A 15,225-nucleotide genomic window follows, 5' to 3' on the forward strand; every position below is an offset into this window, starting at 1 on the left:
GCCGGGCCTTGCCGTGACCTCCACCACCTTTCTCTACAAATCCGACCCCGTGCGCGGTCGCCAGTGGGCCGGCGTGTTCCGCGACCGCGCGCCCGAGATCGACTTTCGCATCTGGCCCGACATCGGCGATCCGGCCCAGGTGCGCTTTCTCGCGGCCTGGGAGCCGCCGCAGGACCTGGCCACGCGCTTTCCGCAGCTGCAGGTGCTGTTTTCATCGGGCGCGGGCGTGGACCAGTTCGACTTCGCCGCGCTGCCGCCCGAGTTGCCCGTGGTGCGCATGGTGGAGCCGGGCATCGTGCAGGGCATGGTGGAGTACGTGACGCACGCCGTGCTGGGCCTGCACCGCGACATGCCCCAGTACCGCCGCCAGCAGCAGCAAGGCGAATGGCGCGCGCTGCCGGTGCGCCCGGCCAGCGAACGCCGGGTGGGCGTGCTGGGCCTGGGCTCGCTCGGGCAGGCGGTGCTGGCCCAGTTGCGGGGCCTGGGCTTCGACTGCGCGGGCTGGAGCCGCTCGCGCCACCAGTTCGCCGGCGTGCACTGCTACGCGGACCGGCATGAACTGCCGGCCTTCCTGGCACGCACCGACATCCTGGTGTGCCTGCTGCCGCTGACCGATGCCACGCGGGGCTTTCTGAACAAGGACCTGTTCGCGCAATTGCCGGCCGGTGCCGGGCTGGTGCACGTGGGGCGCGGGCCGCAATTGATCGACACCGACCTGCTGGCCGCGCTGGCCGTGGGGCAGATCGGCGAGGCGGTGCTCGACGTGACCGACCCCGAGCCCCTGCCGCCGTCGCACGCCTTCTGGCGGCACCCGCGCGTGCAGCTCACCCCGCACATCGCGAGCATGACCCAGCCCCTGAGCGCCGCCAACGTGGTGGTCGACAACCTGCGCCGGTTCGAGGCGGGCGAGCCCATGGTGGGGCTGGTGGACCGCTCGCGCGGCTACTGACGCATGGCAGCCGGCAGCCAGCATCCCCAGGGGCACCGCACGATCTGCTGCCACCGCGCCAACAACCGCAGCGTGCTGCGCCAAACCCCGCCAAAGCAGCACCACGCGCAGCGGCCCCTGGCCTAACCTTGGGGCCATCGACAGACACCTCACCACCGCCACCGAACCCCTGGCCCGCGACCGGACCCCGCCATGACCCAACTCACCGACCTGCCCCAGCTCGCCTCGCTCGATGCCATCGACCGGGCGCATTTGATCCACCCCGTCTCGCCCTGGCGAACGCACGAGCGCCGCGGCCCGACCGTGCTGTCCTCGGGCCGGGGGGCATGGCTCACCGATGCCAAGGGCAACGAGCTGCTGGACGCCTTCGCCGGCCTGTGGTGCGTGAACGTGGGCTACGGCCAGGAGAGCGTGGTCCAGGCCGCCACCGAGCAGATGCGCCGCCTGCCCTACGCCACGGGCTACTTCCACTTCAGCAGCGAGCCGGCCATTCTTCTGGCCGAAAAGCTGGTGCAGATCACGCCGACATCGCTGAACCACGTGTACTTCACGCTGGGCGGCTCCGAAGCGGTGGACGCCGCCGTGCGCTTCATCGTGCAGTACCACAATGCCATCGGCCAACCGGCCAAGAAGCACTTCATCGCGCTGGAGCGCGGCTACCACGGCTCGTCGTCCACGGGCGCCGGGCTCACCGCCCTGCCCGCCTTCCACCGCGGGTTCGACCTGCCGCTGCCGACGCAGCACTACATTCCCTCGCCCAACCCCTACCGCGCCGCGGACCCGTCGGACGGCCCGGCCATCATCGCGGCTTCGGTGGCGGCGCTGCGGGCCAAGGTGGCCGAGCTGGGCGCGGACAACGTGGCGGCCTTCTTCTGCGAGCCCATCCAGGGCTCGGGCGGGGTGATCGTGCCGCCCCAGGGCTGGCTCAAGGCCATGCGGGAGGCCACGCGCGAGCTGGGCATCCTGATGGTGGTGGACGAAGTCATCACCGGCTTCGGCCGCACCGGCCCGCTGTTCGCCTGCGAGGCCGAAGGTGTGTCGCCCGACATCCTCACGCTGGCCAAGGGCCTGACGGCCGGCTACGTGCCCATGGGGGCGACGGTGATCTCGGACGCGCTCTACGCCGGCATCGCCGACGGTGCACCCGAGGGCGCGCCCATCGGCCACGGCGCCACCTACTCGGCCCACCCGGTGAGCGCTGCGGTGGCGCTGGAGGTGCTGCGGCTGTACGAGGAAGGCGGCATTCTCGCCAACGGCCAGCGCGGCGCCGCGCCTTTCGCGGCCGGGCTGGATGCCTTGCTGGCGCACCCGCTGGTGGGCGACTCGCGCCACCGCGGCCTGCTGGGCGCGCTGGAGCTGGTGAGCGACAAGGCGACCCGGCGCGGGTTCGATCCGGCGCTGGGCCTGTCCGAACGCATCGCGGCCACGGCATACCGCAACGGCATCGTGTTCCGCGCCTTCGGCGACAACATCCTGGGCTTTGCGCCCGCACTCACCTACACCGAGGACGAGTTCGCCGAAATGTTCAAGCGCCTGCGAAAGACGCTGGACGACGTGCTGGACGCGCCCGACGTGCGCGCCGCGCTCAAGGGCTGAAACCAGCGGCAACGCCCCAGCAACGCCAACACAGCGACCGCGCGCCGCCGCAGAATCGAAGCCTCCTTCACGCCCCGATGCCGCCATGATGAACGAAGCCTTCAAGATCGACCGCCTGGACTTGCGCATCCTCGCGCAGCTGCAGAAGAACGGGCGCATGACCAACGTGGACCTGGCGGACGCGGTGGGCCTGTCGCCCAGCCCCTGCCTGATCCGCGTCAAGCGCCTGGAGCAGGCGGGCTACATCGCCGGCTACGGCGCGCACCTGCGCCTGGAAAAGCTGGGCGACACGCTCACGGTGTTCACCGAAGTCACGCTCACCGACCACCGCCGCGAAGACTTCACGCGCTTCGAGGCCGCGATCCGCGAGGTGGACGAGGTGCTCGAATGCCATCTGGTGAGCGGCGGCTACGACTACCTGCTGCGCTTTCTGACGCGCGGCGTGAACCATTACCAGGAGGTGATCGAGGACCTGCTCGAACGCAACCTCGGCATCTCCAAGTACTTCAGCTACATCGTCATCAAGACGCCGTTCATCAAGACGCACTGTCCCATCGAGCGGCTTTTCCCCCACCAGCGCTGACCGCCCTCCAGACGCCCATGCCCGACACCGCCCACCGCCCGCCGGCCCGCTTCGTGCGGCTGGCCGAGACCGATCGCCCCCCGATCGCCCTGACGATCGATGGCCTGCCTGCCGCCGCGCTCGCTGGCGACACCCTGCTGGTGGCACTGCTGCAGCACGGCCGGCGGGTGCGCGACAGCGAGTTCGGCGACGGCCCGCGCGCGGGCTTTTGCCTCATGGGCGCCTGCCAGGACTGCTGGGTGTGGACGCCTTCGGGTGATCGGCTGCGCGCCTGCTCGACCCCGGCCGAAGCCGGCATGGAGGTACTCACCCACCCGCCCGCGGCGCACTGGCCGGTGATGACGGACCTGCGCGAATCGCTGGCGCGCCATGCGCAAGGGGACGCGGCATGAGCACCCCCACCGCCACCCCAATCACTAACCCTACCGGCTCGCCCCGCATCGTGGTGGTCGGCACTGGCCCCGCCGGCGTGCGCGCCGCCCAGGCGCTGGTGCAGGCCGGCCTGCGCCCCACCGTGGTCGATGAAAGCCGGCGCGACGGCGGACAGATCTACCGCCGCCAGCCCGAAGGCTTCAAGCGGCCCTACGCCAAGCTCTACGGCAGCGAGGCCGGCAAGGCCCAGGCGCTGCACCGCGACTTCGACGCCCTGCGCGCATCGGTCGATTACCGGCCCGACACCCTGGCCTGGAACGTGACCGCCGGCGAACTGCACGTGGTGCATGCCGGCGAGCCGCAGACGCTGCCGTTCGACGCACTGCTGGTGTGCTCCGGCGCCACCGACCGACTCATGCCCGTGTCCGGCTGGCACCGCGCCGGCTGCTACAGCCTGGGCGCCTCGCAGATCGCACTGAAGGCGCAGGCCTGCGCCATCGGCTCGCAGGTCGTCTTTCTGGGCAGCGGGCCGCTGCTGTACCTGGTGGCCTCGCAGTACGTGCAGGCCGGCGCGCGCGTGGCGGCGGTGCTCGACACCGCGCCCGCATCCAAGCCCTGGGCCGCCATCGCGGGCCTGCTGGCGCGGCCCACGCTCGCGCTGCGCGGCCTGGGGCTGATCCGCGGCCTGCGGGCGGCGGGCGTGCCGGTGCTGCAGGGCGTGGCGCCGCTGTCCATCGACGGCGACGACCGCCTGGGTGTGCAGGCAGTGGCCGTGCGGGATTCGCAGGGCCAGGAACGACGCTTCGAATGCGATGCCGTGGGCCTGGGCTGGCACCTGCGGGCCGAGACGCAACTGGCCGATCTGGCGCGCTGCGCGTTCGCCTTCGAACCCGTGAGCCGCCAGTGGCTGCCCAGCATCGACGCGGACGGCCGCAGCAGCACGCCGGGCGTGTACCTGGCGGGCGACGGCGTGCGCATCCTGGGGGCCGATGGGGCCGAGGCCGCAGGCCGCCTGGCCGCCCTCGCGGCGCTGGCCGACCTGAAGCATGCCGCCGGCAGCGCCCGCTACGGCCAGGAGTCGCCCGCGCTGCGCCGCACGCTGGGCCAGATGGACCGCTTTCGCCAGGGGCTGGCGCGGGCCTTTCCCTGGCCGCATGCGCAGGCCGCGGCGCTGCCCGATACCGCCGTGGTGTGCCGATGCGAGGCCGTCACCGCGGGCGAACTGCGCCGCTGCGTGACCGAGATGGACAGCCAGGAAGTGAACCGCGCCAAGGCCTTCAGCCGCGTCGGCATGGGCCGGTGCCAGGGGCGCTTTTGCGGCCATGCCGCGGCGGAAATCGTCGCGAGCGCCTGCCACGTTCCCGTGGAACAGGTGGGCCGCCTGCGGTCGCAGGCGCCGGTCAAGCCTTTGATGATGAACACGCGCGAGGTGCAGGCATGAACCACGGCAGCCAGAACGCCACGACGCACGACACCGACGTGCTGGTGCTGGGCGGTGGCCTGATGGGCACCACCACGGCCTTCTTCCTGCGCCAGCACGGCCTGTCCGTCACGCTGCTGGAGCGCGAGCTGGTGGGCCGCCAGGCCAGCGGCACCAATTTCGGCAACGTGCGCCGCCAGGGGCGCGAGCTGCACCAGATGCCGTTGGCCAACCGCGCGCGCGCCGTGTGGGGCCGCATCCGGTCGCTGCTGGGCGAAGACGCCGAGTTCGTGCCCTACGGCCACCTGCGCGTGTGCTACACCGAAAAGCAGGCCGCGGTGCTCGAAAAGCACGCGCACGACGTCAAGCCCCTGGGGCTGGACCTGCAGCTGTTCACCGCCGAGCAGTTGCGCCAGCGCTGGGGCATCTTCGCGCCCGGCGTGGTGGCGGGCTCCTACTCGCCCCAGGACGGCCACGCCAACCCCCGCCTGGCCGGCCCGGCCTTCGCCCGCGCGGCGCGGCGTGCGGGCGCGAACATCGTCGAGCATGCCGAGGTGATGCAGGTGGAGCGCGACGCCAACGGCTTCGTCGCCCACACGGCCGATGGCCGGCGCTTTCGCGCCCCGCAGATGCTGGTGGCCTGCGGCGCGTGGTCCAACCGCATGGCCGAGCAGTTCGGCGAGCCCGTGCCGATGGAGGCCCGCGGCCCGCAGATGGGCGTGACCGAGCCCCTGCCCTACGCGCTCGGGCCGTCCATCGGCCTGTCGTCCCCCATCGAGACCGAGGGCCTGTACTTCCGGCAGATTGCGCGCGGCAACATCGTCTTCGGCGGCGGCCTGAAAGGGCCCGCGCATGCCGACCGCATCCGCGCCTATGTGAAGCCCGACAACGTGCTGCGCCAGCTGCGCGAGCTGCGCCGCTTCGTGCCGGCGTTCGAGCACGTGCAGCTGATCCGCGTGTGGAGCGGCATCGAGGGCTACACCCCCGACTGGCAGCCGGTGATGGGGCCGAGCGCCAAGGTGGCGGGGCTGCACTACGCCTTCGGCTTCAACGGCGAGGGCTTCGCCATCAGCCCCGGCGTGGGCGAGACCATGGCCGAACTGATCGCCACGGGCCAGACGTCGATTCCGCTGGCGCCCTACTTCATCGGTCGGTTCGCGGCATCGCAGAAGGCGCAGAAGGCGGCTTGACGGAAATCACCTTCATGCCAGGGTAAGCGTCAGCCCCCCGTAACGGGGAACTGCCGCAAAACGCTACAAAATAAATAGCAACATGCCCTAGTGAATCATGCGCTGGAGGCCGCTGGGCGTAACAAGGACGCCCCGACCCATTCCCCCGTTCGGACCAGGCTCAGGGTCTTCAGCGTCTTGCCCGGCCCGTCGAACACGCATTGCACGGCCCAGGTCTGCCCATCGAAACCCGGCACCCGAAAGCACGCCATGCCCGGCAAGGCCAGCACGGCTTCGTCGTCTTTGTCGGCCAGCAAGGCCACCACATCACCGGCCGTCGCGGTGGCCACCTCCAGCCCCTGCGGCCATTCCCCTTGCCAGGGTTTGCCCGGCCGGGACAGCGGCGTGTGGAAGGTCAGCGCGTGCAGGCCCCAGAGCTGCTCTTTCTCGGGCAACGACGGGTCCATGCACTGCAGCATCAGGTCGAGTCCCTGGCTCTCCACACCCACGGGATACGGGTCGGTGCCATGGCCCTGGCGCAGGTCCAGGACGGGCGGATCGAGCGACCGCAGCACCCGGTTCAACAGGTGCTGGCGGTTGTATCGCCCGATGCTGCGCAGCAACAAATCGGGCAGGGGGTGGAATCGGGACGGCATCAATGCCCTTCCTGGTTAGCGGCGCTGCAACCCGCTCACTTCGCCCTGGCCGCATCCACCAGGTGCTTCGGGTAGTAGGGGTTGTCGCGCAGTTTCTCGTCATCGATGCCCAACACGATGGCGGCGAGCGCAACATCAAAGCACCAGTAGCCAAAATATGCACCATCCGCACCGTTCAAGCTGTCGGACCAGTAGATCGGCTTGATCTTCTTCTTCCATACCTTGGAGAAGGCGAGCAGCTTGGCCGGCCGCTCCGAGGGATCGCAACGCCAGACCTCCAGCAAAAGGTCATAGACCTTCGGGAATTTGCATGCCTCCGCGACGGGTCGTTCGGTATCACCCAACGCTCTCGCGGCCTCATCAATTAGGGCGTCCTCGCCAGCGTGGCCTATGGCGTCGAAAAGCCGCTTCATTTCCGAGGCATTGAAGTGCAGTGCCTTGGCAAAAGCCATCATTGTCAGCGCGTCGTAGACAGTGTCCAGCGTTACACGCTCATGCATCACCTTCTCATTATTCCGCTCTGGCGGAATTTGAGAAATTACTCTCTTTTCAATTTCTTTTGCCTCAACCCATCTCCAGATGCTTGGGCCGATTTCTTTTATCGCATCACCTCTTCCATACCGAAGGACACAAATCTGAAATGTGTACATACAGAGACTGGAAGCGTTGCCTGGTCGCCCTTCAACACGGGGGAAATTTTCAGCCGCTGGCAGCTTTTCATCTACCAGCTTTTCGCGGAATGCAATCCGCTTCGTGAAATATTCAACGTCCTTTTCGGAATCTCTCATGATCACTAATCCTTAAATCCTGGAACCTTACCGGCCTTACCTCTAATAACATTTCCGTCGGCACCAATTTTAGTAGCAGTCGTAGTGCCATCTTCGGCAGTCCGAACCAGCCACTTCTCTACTTTACCCTGGTTCATGGCGTCTATTATTTTTGCAGCCTCCTCTTCGCCAACCTTGTCCATTAGCCTCTTTTCAACCCACTTGTCATCCATCTGATTGGTACCATCAGCCAGATTCTTGTCCAACTTAGCCTTACCATACTTGAATTCTGCAACAACATAATCCGGAGGAGGATTAGGATTTTTGTACACACCATCAATGCCGTTCTTCCCAACCTCGTAGACACCATCCGTTTTTCCGACGGGCTCCAACTTCTTGTCGACTAACGTTTCGTGCCCCGTCTTTTCGCCGATCGCAGCCTTCTCGTTACTGGTGAGTTGCTTGATCTTGACACCGTTGCCCTTGGCCGCGTCTCCTGCTTTCGCTGCGTCGGCGGCCTCCGCGGCCTTGGCTCCCTCGGCAGCCTTTGCAGCTTCAGCGGCTTTCGCGGCCTCTGCAACCTTGGCTACCTCCGAAGCTTTCGCGCCGGCGTTCGCTGCTTCCGCCGCCTTGGCGCCTTGGGCGGCCTTTGCAACGTCGCCAATCGCAAAGACGATGCCTCCGATCTCCAGGCCCGCACGGGTCACGGACTCGACGTAGTCGCCCTTCTCCCACGGGTCGGTCACGGGCTTGATGACTTCGTTCACGGCAGCCGCCGCGCCTTCCTTGACCGACGCCAGGCAGACATTGCCCAGCGCGATGTTCTCCCCCAGGATCGCCGCGTCCAGGTTGCTGTGAATCGCGCCCGCCAGGTTGACCTTCTTGCCCACGGTATAGGCCAACTCGCCCAGTCCCAGGCCGATGTCCTTCACGAAGCCCAGCACGCCGCGCAGGGCCTGGGTGCCGTAGTTGCCCGCCTTGGACCAGCCGCCTTCGTTCTTGACGTTGATCGAGGCAATGCCGCCGTCCGCCATCTTGTTCAGGTCTCCGAACCGGACGTACTCGTCCAGTTGGTCCGGATTCATGAAGCTCAGCTCCTCTTTGTACTGCTGCAGCTTCCTGAGCCTGTCGGAGGTCTTGGGCGGATCGTTGCAGGGCAGCTTGCCGTTCTTGACGGTCCCGGCCGGTTCGCCTTGCTCCGTGACGAGCTTGCCCACCGTGTTCGGGCCACCCGGTCCCACGTTCATCTGCACCACGGTGTCGTGCCGCGCGCAGACCAGGCCGTTCACCTTCACGCTCGTGTTGTCGCCGATCAGCCGGACATGCCCAGGCTGCTGGGAGGTCTGCGACACCACGCCCTGGCCGGCATTCGCCTCGGTCCCGCGGACCCAGTCCGTGAGCCGATACACGGGCTTTCCGCGCGCATAGACATTCGGCGACGTCCGCAACTGGTTCGACAGATCGCGAAAGCTGTCGAACGGCACCGGCGTGTTGCCCACCTTGCACACGTCGGGCGCGGTGCAGATGGCCCGCCACACGGCCTCCGCGCAGGCGATATGTTTCCTAGCCATTCGCCACCTCGGCAGGGGAATGGCCGCGATGGATGTGAATCCGCTGCTCTGCGCCGCGTTGCGCCGGCCCTGCGGGGATGGCCGCCAGCAAAGCCCTGCGCAGGCCCCATTCCTTGGGCACGGCACGCCGCCACACCAACTGCACGCACTGCGCGTCCAGGTCGATGGTCACCGTGTCCAGCCGCAGCGGCACGGCTTGGGTCAGCCCGCCCTGGTCCGTGAGCAACGCCAGGAGATCGATGCCCGGCAACCGGGTGTCGATGCGGCCCGTTGGGTCGCAGCCGACCAGGGTGATCGGTTCATCGCCTTTCAGCCAGCCGGGGGCGATCAGGTCGGGCTGCGCGGACTGATAGAACGCGAAATCGAAGTCCGGCGGCAGAAACGGCAAGTGCTCCGCGCGCCATGCGTCGTCGTAGGTTCCGGCATAGCGGGCACGCTGCGGGCTCCAGCGCGGCAGGGGACCGAAGCAGACGGGCGCAAGCCGTTCTCGGATGTCGCGCAGCGGCTTCTGCACCTCCTCGATCTGCGGGGCCAAGTAGAACTGGGCACGGTCCAGTTCCGCATCGCCCAGATAGCCCCGGCCCACCGGATTGGGCTGATAGGTGTCGAAGGCCTGCTCGTTATGGATGTCGTCGGTGGCCGGGCCGCGGTAGCGAGCCCGGCGAACCGCGCCGCCATATGCCATGCCTGCGTGCAGGGGCACGGCGGTCGTCGGTTCGGGCTTCGTCAGGTGCCAGCCACGCAGCGGCGTCCAGTGCCACGCACGCAAGCCAGTGACCATCGCGGTCTTCAACACCGGCCCCACCCTCACCCCAACGGGCCATTGCGGCAGCGGCTTGCCGTCCAGGGACCGCGCATGGCCGATCAGGTGGATGTCGGTGCGCTGCTTGCCCACCACAAGATGGGTTTCCTCCAGGAAGGGCGTGCTCTCGGGCGCGCCGACGTAGCGGTCGATGCACTGGATGGGCATCTGCTCATCCATGGCCGGCATGGGCTGGCCATGCGTGAGGTTGAAGCTGCCCGCAACGATGACGACATCGAAGTAGCGACCCTGGGTGGTCGCTTTCTCGATGACCATGTGCGGGAATGGGCTGTGGTTTTCGACGTCCATACCGAACCGAGCTGATTGAAGTCAGTTCAGATGGATGTCTTCGCCGCTGATCACCACGTTGTCGCCCTCGGCAGTGATCTGGATCAGTTTTCCGTTGAGGTTGACGGTGCCGTCATCCTTCATCTCCAGCACCGATTTGCCCACCTTCAGCGTGATGCTGCTTTCGTCCATGACGAGGCTGGAACTCTTTTTCGCGCCACCTCCACCACCGCTGGACGGTGCGGTGATGTTCATGGGCGCGGCGCCGGGCGCGCTGCCACCGCTACCGCTACCGCCCACGGTGAGCGCGTATTTCTTGCCGGCCGTGTGGGTGTGCTCCATGCCGATGGCATCGCTGCGATTCATGCCCACGTTGGTCATCATCGTGAAGCCCACATTGAGGTTGTAGGCCACCCCGACGTTGGCCATCTTGAAGATGCCCGTGGTCTGGATGCAGCCGACACCGATGGTTTCGGTTTTCAGAATGCCCACCGTGGTGGTCCAGTTCTTGGCAATGGCGTCGGTTTCGCTTCGCCCCACCGTCTTGCTTCGGTTCCTTCCGATGCGGATGTCTTCGTTGATCCCCACGGTTTCATCGCGGTTGTCGCCGATGTCGATCTTCTCGTTGTGGTCCACCCGCTCGGTACGGTTGGAATGGATGGTGATGGTTTCGTCGCCATCGACTTCCTCGGTGCGCCAGCCGTGCACGGTGATCTTTTCGTTGCGGTCCACGGTTTCGGTGCGGTCGCGGTGGATGACGTTGGTCTCGTCCCGGTCGATGGTCTTGCGGCGGTCCTGACCCACCCAGTGGTCTTCATCGTTCTCGACCTCGACGAGCTGGTCCTTCTGCGCATGCAGCCACAACTGCTCGGCCCCGGCCTTGTCCTCGAAGCGGATGGCGTTGGCATCGCCCGCGCCGTTCTTCAAACCGTCACCAAAGGCACCCCCCTTGCTGGATTTGGTCTTGATGCCCGATTGCGTGGCGTTGCCCGGCAGCGCCCATGGCGGCATGTTGTCGGCGTTGTAAACGCAGCCGGTGATGATCGGATAGTCTGGATCGCCATTCAAAAAGTCCACCACGACTTCTTGGTTGATCCGCGGAATGAAGACGGCTCCGAAGCCCGAGCCCGCCCAACTGCTAGACACCCGCACCCAGCAACTGGAGTTCTCGTTCATGGCCCCGATGCGGTCCCAGTGGAACTGCACCTTGACGCGGCCGTACTGGTCGGGCCAGATTTCCTCGCCGGGCGGGCCCACCACCACCGCCGTCTGCGGGCCGGTGGTGCGCGGCTTGCGCGTGGTGCGCTCGGGCGTGTACGGCAGGCTGGTGGGCTGGGCTTGCAGGGTGAATTTCTGGAACGACCCTTCTTCCTGCGCCGTGCCCTTGGGGCCAGGGGCGGCGGCGCTGACCTGGGGGTTTTCCTTGAAGTGGTATTCGATGCCGGTCAGCAGGTACTGCTGGTTCTGGTCGTCCCGCGGGTAGTTCTCCAGCGTGAAGGTGTAGCCGGGGGCGAGCGCCCGGTGACGCGACTGGCCCCGGACGGTGCTGTGACCCGTCAGGCTCGATTGCAGGCGCACGCGGGCATAGGCCTCGCCGTCGCCGAACTGGGTGTAGCCGCCCGGCCATTCGTAAACTTCGTGGGCGTCGTGCGCGTGGCCCGGCGGGGTCTGGCGCATGTTGGACAGGTCGGCACGGGGTTTCTGGAAGTCGTAGTCGTCGTTGTAGTGCCGCCCGGAGTGGATCGCCTGGTGCAGTTCCCAGGCATGGATGTTTTCCTTGTCGGCGACCGCAGCCTTCTCCGGGGGATAGAACGGGATGACGGCCGCCCCCGGTAGCGGGCTGTGCGAGGCGACGATGTCGTCGGCCAGGATCAGGGTGTGCTGGCCGGCGGCATGCTCGAAGTAGTAGTACGCCCCTTCGTGCTCCAGCAGCCGGGACACGAAGTCGCAATCGCTCTCGCCGTATTGCACGCAATAGTCCCAGCTGCGGTAGCTGCGGGTGAGCTTCTTTTGCAGGGGGTAGCCGTATTTGCCCAGGACCTCTTCGACGATCTCCGGCACGGTCTTGTTCTGGAATATTTTGAAATCGGTCTTGCGGGTCGCCAGCCACAGCCAGGGCTGCAGGCGCAGCCGATAGGAATAGGAGCGATGGTCCTCGCCCTGCATGCCGAAGCGGGTGACGATGCCGTCCAGGTAGCGTCGACCGCCACCTTGCGTTTCCACCACGACCGTGGCGTTCTTGCCCAGCAGCGCCTTCGGGTCGATGCTTTTGCTGTCGCTCAACAAATCCAGGTCGAGGCAGAACAACTGGCTGATGGCTTCCTTGCCCTGCAACTGCCGGAACTGCAGTTGCTCTCCCAGGGGCGTTTGGATCGTGACGCGGCGGGTCATGTTTGGCAGGCCCGCGGACCGGGCCACTACATTGAAATGGCCGCGATCATATATCCGCTGTGCGGAAAGTTTGAAAAAATCTCCAGCTTATTCATGAAAAACTTGCACAATGGTTGCGTTACTTCTTCGCAATCATGCGAGCGGTGCCCATGCGTGCACCCAATAGGTGACATGATCGTTTTGGCCCCGTAGCCAGGACCCGTCTCTCCAGCCCAATTCCGGATGCACACCGGAAACAGACCATGGAGGCTTCACCGCTCACCAGCCAGCACCACGAACACCTTGCGCAGCGTTTGCGTCACATGCCACTCGCCCGTCGTGTTCGACGGGAAGAACAGCGTGTCTCCGGCTCGAATGGATTGCGGCTCGCCGCCCGTGGGCGTGAAGGTGCAGGCCCCGGCCAGGATGTGCATGACCTCGGCATTGGCCAGTTGGCGCTCGAAGCGCCCGGGCGTGCATTCCCACAGGCCCGAGCGGTTCTCGCCCGCGCCCTCCAGATCGACGTCGATGCCGCTGAACCCGCACGGCGGCAGGGTCAGGGGGCGGGCGGGCGTGCCCTGGTCTTCGAAACCGCCCAGGGTGGCGGACTGGCGCAGCACGGTGATGCTCATGGAAGGGGCTCTCCAACGTTGGAAGTGGATGAAATGCGGTGCGGTGGGTGGACGGAGGGCGGAGGGCAAAGCCAGGCAATGCGGCACTTCAGGCCGGCGCCAGGGCACGCGCCGCCACTTCGCAGAACCAGCGCACGCCCAGCGGCAGCGCGTCGTCGTTGAAGTCGTAGCAGGGGTGATGCAGCGCGCGCTCGCCGTCGGGCCCCGGGTCGGCCCGGCCCTGGCCCAGCCACAGGTAGGCGCCCGGGCGGCGTTGCAGCATGAAGGCGAAGTCTTCCGAGGTGAAGGCGGCGCGCGGTGCCGTGCCGGCCTGCAGGCCGATGGCGCGTGCAGCCTCCAGTGCCAGGTCCGCCTCGGCCGGGGTGTTCACCGTGGCGGGGTAGTAGCGCAGGTAGGCCACCTCCACCTGGGTGCCGCTGGCCAGGGCGATGCCCTCGGCGGTGGCGCGCAGCGCGGCCTCGATGCGGTCTTGCGATGCGACGTCGAAGCTGCGCACCGTGCCGGTGATTTGCACCTCGGCCGGCAGCACGTTGTGGCTGTGGCCGCCCTCGATGCGCGTGACCGACAGCACGGCGGACTCGCCGGGGTCGATGCGGCGCGCGACGATGGTGTTGAGCTGCGCCACCAGCTGGCTCGCGGCCAGGATGGCATCGGGCGTGTGGTGCGGCTGAGCGGCATGGCCGCCGCGCCCGCGCACGGCGATGTCGAAGCGGTCGGCCGCGGCCATGATGGGCCCGGGCCGCGTCTGCGCGTGGCCCAGCGGCAGGTCGGGCCAGTTGTGCAGCGCATAGACGCTGTCGCACGGAAAGCGCTCGAACAGGCCGTCCTCGATCATCTTGCGCGCGCCGCCCTTGCCCTCCTCGGCGGGCTGGAAGATGAAGTGCACGGTGCCATCGAACCCGCGCGTGCGCGCCAGTTGGCGCGCCGCGCCGATCAGCATGCTGGTGTGGCCGTCATGCCCGCAACCGTGGTGCGCGCCCGGCGTGCGGCTGGCGTGGGCGGCCTTGCCCAACTCGACCATGGGCAGCGCATCCATGTCGGCCCGCAGGCCCACGCTGCGGGGACCGCTGCCGCAGCGCAGCGTGCCGACCACGCCCGTGCCGCCAATGCCTTCGTGCACCTCCAGGCCGAGCAGCCGCAGCGCCTGCGCCACGATGCCGGCCGTACGCCGCTCCTGAAAGGCCAGCTCGGGGTGCGCATGCAGGTCGCGCCGCAGCGTGACGAGCTCGGGCAGCAGGTCAGCCACCGGCCGGGCGATGCGCTCCAGGCCCTCCAGCGCCGGCAAGCGCTCGTGGCCGTCCAGGCTCATTGCCCCGCCTCCACCGCGTCGGCCAGCTGGGCCAGCGTATGGAAGTGATAGTCCGGCACGGTGTGCTCGGATTCGATGGTGCCGCCCGAGTCCTTCATGCCGTGCCGCCGTTCGATCCAGCAGGTGGTGATGCCCAGCCGCTTGGAGATGCCGATGTCGTGGTACTGGCTCTGCGCCACGTGCAGGTTGTCGGCCTGCCGGTAGCCCCAGGCCCCCTCGTAGCGGCCGCGGGCATAGGCAAAGTAGCGCGCGTCGGGCTTTTCGCACATCGCGTCGTCGCAGCTCAGCAGCAGGTCGAAGGGCGAGCCCAGCGCTTTCTGAAAGTGCTCCAGCGCCCAGGCCTGGGCGTTGGTCATCGTCACGAGCTTGAAATGCCCGCGCAGGCGCTGCAGCGCCTGCACCGAGTCGGGGAACGCCGGCCAGTCGGCCACCGAGTCGCGCAGGCCGCGCGCCAGTGCCTCGCTGTCGGGCAGGCCCAGCGACGGCGCGATGGCATGCCAGCAGCGCTCCAGATCGTCGGGATAGGCCCAGGTGTCGCCGCTCTTGCGCGCGGCGCGGTAGGCCGCGAGAAAAGCGTCGTCGGTCACCGGTGTGCCGGGCACGGCCCGGCGCAGATAGGCGAGCATGCCGCCCTCGAAATCGATGAGGGTGCCGACCACGTCGAAGGTCAGCACTTTGAAATCACGCAAGGCCATGGGTCGCACTCCAGACAGCAGGAAACGGCGGAAAGCCGGCCACCGC

General features: G+C 67.3%; 14 protein-coding genes. 6 read left to right on the forward strand and 8 right to left on the reverse strand.

The features are described from left to right. Positions 1 to 13 precede the first annotated feature (13 nt). From AVAK2825_RS12620 to AVAK2825_RS12645, 6 genes are all read left to right on the forward strand, one after another. Complete coding sequence (locus tag AVAK2825_RS12620; protein ID WP_284398939.1) at positions 14 to 949, forward strand: 2-hydroxyacid dehydrogenase; 936 nt, start codon at positions 14 to 16, stop codon at positions 947 to 949. A gap of 192 nt (positions 950 to 1,141) precedes the next feature. Continuing rightward, positions 1,142 to 2,545, forward strand: a complete 1,404-nt coding sequence (locus AVAK2825_RS12625) for an aspartate aminotransferase family protein (protein ID WP_284398941.1) — start codon at positions 1,142 to 1,144, stop codon at positions 2,543 to 2,545. Positions 2,546 to 2,633: 88 nt separating this feature from the next. After that, a complete protein-coding gene (locus AVAK2825_RS12630; RefSeq protein WP_272553201.1) occupies positions 2,634 to 3,128 on the forward strand; it encodes an Lrp/AsnC family transcriptional regulator in 495 nt (164 codons plus the stop codon). Between the two features lie 17 nt (positions 3,129 to 3,145). Next, positions 3,146 to 3,520, forward strand: coding sequence for a (2Fe-2S)-binding protein (locus tag AVAK2825_RS12635; RefSeq protein WP_284398944.1), 375 nt, complete (start codon positions 3,146 to 3,148; stop codon positions 3,518 to 3,520). Then, the gene (locus tag AVAK2825_RS12640; RefSeq protein WP_284398947.1) at positions 3,517 to 4,941 is read left to right on the forward strand and encodes an FAD/NAD(P)-dependent oxidoreductase; all 1,425 of its coding nucleotides are present in this window, start codon (positions 3,517 to 3,519) and stop codon (positions 4,939 to 4,941) included. The genes AVAK2825_RS12635 and AVAK2825_RS12640 overlap by 4 nt, the downstream gene beginning before the upstream one ends. Then, positions 4,938 to 6,110, forward strand: coding sequence for an NAD(P)/FAD-dependent oxidoreductase (locus tag AVAK2825_RS12645; protein ID WP_284398949.1), 1,173 nt, complete (start codon positions 4,938 to 4,940; stop codon positions 6,108 to 6,110). Before AVAK2825_RS12640 ends, AVAK2825_RS12645 begins: the two co-directional genes overlap by 4 nt. Before the next feature lie 95 nt (positions 6,111 to 6,205). Here AVAK2825_RS12645 and AVAK2825_RS12650 read toward each other — a convergent pair whose 3' ends face one another. From AVAK2825_RS12650 to AVAK2825_RS12685, 8 genes are all read right to left on the reverse strand, one after another. Beyond that, positions 6,206 to 6,745: a hypothetical protein gene (locus AVAK2825_RS12650; RefSeq protein ID WP_284398951.1), complete on the reverse strand. Its 540-nt coding sequence runs from the start codon at positions 6,743 to 6,745 to the stop codon at positions 6,206 to 6,208. 35 nt (positions 6,746 to 6,780) lie between these two features. Next, a complete protein-coding gene (locus tag AVAK2825_RS12655) occupies positions 6,781 to 7,533 on the reverse strand; it encodes a PoNe immunity protein domain-containing protein (RefSeq protein WP_284398954.1) in 753 nt (250 codons plus the stop codon). Positions 7,534 to 7,538: 5 nt separating this feature from the next. Continuing rightward, positions 7,539 to 9,083, reverse strand: a complete 1,545-nt coding sequence (locus tag AVAK2825_RS12660; RefSeq protein ID WP_284398957.1) for a PAAR-like domain-containing protein — start codon at positions 9,081 to 9,083, stop codon at positions 7,539 to 7,541. Then, positions 9,076 to 10,194, reverse strand: a complete 1,119-nt coding sequence (locus AVAK2825_RS12665) for a DUF2169 family type VI secretion system accessory protein (RefSeq protein ID WP_284398959.1) — start codon at positions 10,192 to 10,194, stop codon at positions 9,076 to 9,078. Before AVAK2825_RS12665 ends, AVAK2825_RS12660 begins: the two co-directional genes overlap by 8 nt. 21 nt (positions 10,195 to 10,215) lie before the next feature. After that, the gene (locus AVAK2825_RS12670) at positions 10,216 to 12,564 is read right to left on the reverse strand and encodes a type VI secretion system Vgr family protein (protein WP_284398962.1); all 2,349 of its coding nucleotides are present in this window, start codon (positions 12,562 to 12,564) and stop codon (positions 10,216 to 10,218) included. Positions 12,565 to 12,815: 251 nt separating this feature from the next. Next, positions 12,816 to 13,175: a cupin domain-containing protein gene (locus tag AVAK2825_RS12675; protein WP_284398965.1), complete on the reverse strand. Its 360-nt coding sequence runs from the start codon at positions 13,173 to 13,175 to the stop codon at positions 12,816 to 12,818. A gap of 88 nt (positions 13,176 to 13,263) precedes the next feature. After that, complete coding sequence (locus AVAK2825_RS12680; RefSeq protein ID WP_284398968.1) at positions 13,264 to 14,484, reverse strand: M20 aminoacylase family protein; 1,221 nt, start codon at positions 14,482 to 14,484, stop codon at positions 13,264 to 13,266. Next, positions 14,481 to 15,179 (reverse strand): HAD-IA family hydrolase, encoded by a 699-nt coding sequence (locus AVAK2825_RS12685; RefSeq protein WP_284398971.1) that lies wholly within the window; start codon positions 15,177 to 15,179, stop codon positions 14,481 to 14,483. Before AVAK2825_RS12685 ends, AVAK2825_RS12680 begins: the two co-directional genes overlap by 4 nt. Between the last annotated feature and the right edge of the window lie 46 nt (positions 15,180 to 15,225).

The organism is Acidovorax sp. SUPP2825 (genome assembly GCF_030158995.1).
In the GTDB taxonomy this organism is placed as follows: Bacteria; Pseudomonadota; Gammaproteobacteria; order Burkholderiales; family Burkholderiaceae_C; genus Paracidovorax.

Coding starts and splice junctions, on each gene's coding strand:
- AVAK2825_RS12625 (WP_284398941.1), top strand. CDS start 1,142: ATGACCCAACTCACCGACCTGCCCCAGCTCGCCTCGCTCGATGCCATC.
- AVAK2825_RS12630 (WP_272553201.1), top strand. CDS start 2,634: ATGAACGAAGCCTTCAAGATCGACCGCCTGGACTTGCGCATCCTCGCG.
- AVAK2825_RS12635 (WP_284398944.1), top strand. CDS start 3,146: ATGCCCGACACCGCCCACCGCCCGCCGGCCCGCTTCGTGCGGCTGGCC.
- AVAK2825_RS12640 (WP_284398947.1), top strand. CDS start 3,517: ATGAGCACCCCCACCGCCACCCCAATCACTAACCCTACCGGCTCGCCC.
- AVAK2825_RS12645 (WP_284398949.1), top strand. CDS start 4,938: ATGAACCACGGCAGCCAGAACGCCACGACGCACGACACCGACGTGCTG.
- AVAK2825_RS12650 (WP_284398951.1), bottom strand. CDS start 6,745: ATGCCGTCCCGATTCCACCCCCTGCCCGATTTGTTGCTGCGCAGCATC.
- AVAK2825_RS12655 (WP_284398954.1), bottom strand. CDS start 7,533: ATGAGAGATTCCGAAAAGGACGTTGAATATTTCACGAAGCGGATTGCA.
- AVAK2825_RS12660 (WP_284398957.1), bottom strand. CDS start 9,083: ATGGCTAGGAAACATATCGCCTGCGCGGAGGCCGTGTGGCGGGCCATC.
- AVAK2825_RS12665 (WP_284398959.1), bottom strand. CDS start 10,194: ATGGACGTCGAAAACCACAGCCCATTCCCGCACATGGTCATCGAGAAA.
- AVAK2825_RS12670 (WP_284398962.1), bottom strand. CDS start 12,564: ATGACCCGCCGCGTCACGATCCAAACGCCCCTGGGAGAGCAACTGCAG.
- AVAK2825_RS12675 (WP_284398965.1), bottom strand. CDS start 13,175: ATGAGCATCACCGTGCTGCGCCAGTCCGCCACCCTGGGCGGTTTCGAA.
- AVAK2825_RS12680 (WP_284398968.1), bottom strand. CDS start 14,484: ATGAGCCTGGACGGCCACGAGCGCTTGCCGGCGCTGGAGGGCCTGGAG.
- AVAK2825_RS12685 (WP_284398971.1), bottom strand. CDS start 15,179: ATGGCCTTGCGTGATTTCAAAGTGCTGACCTTCGACGTGGTCGGCACC.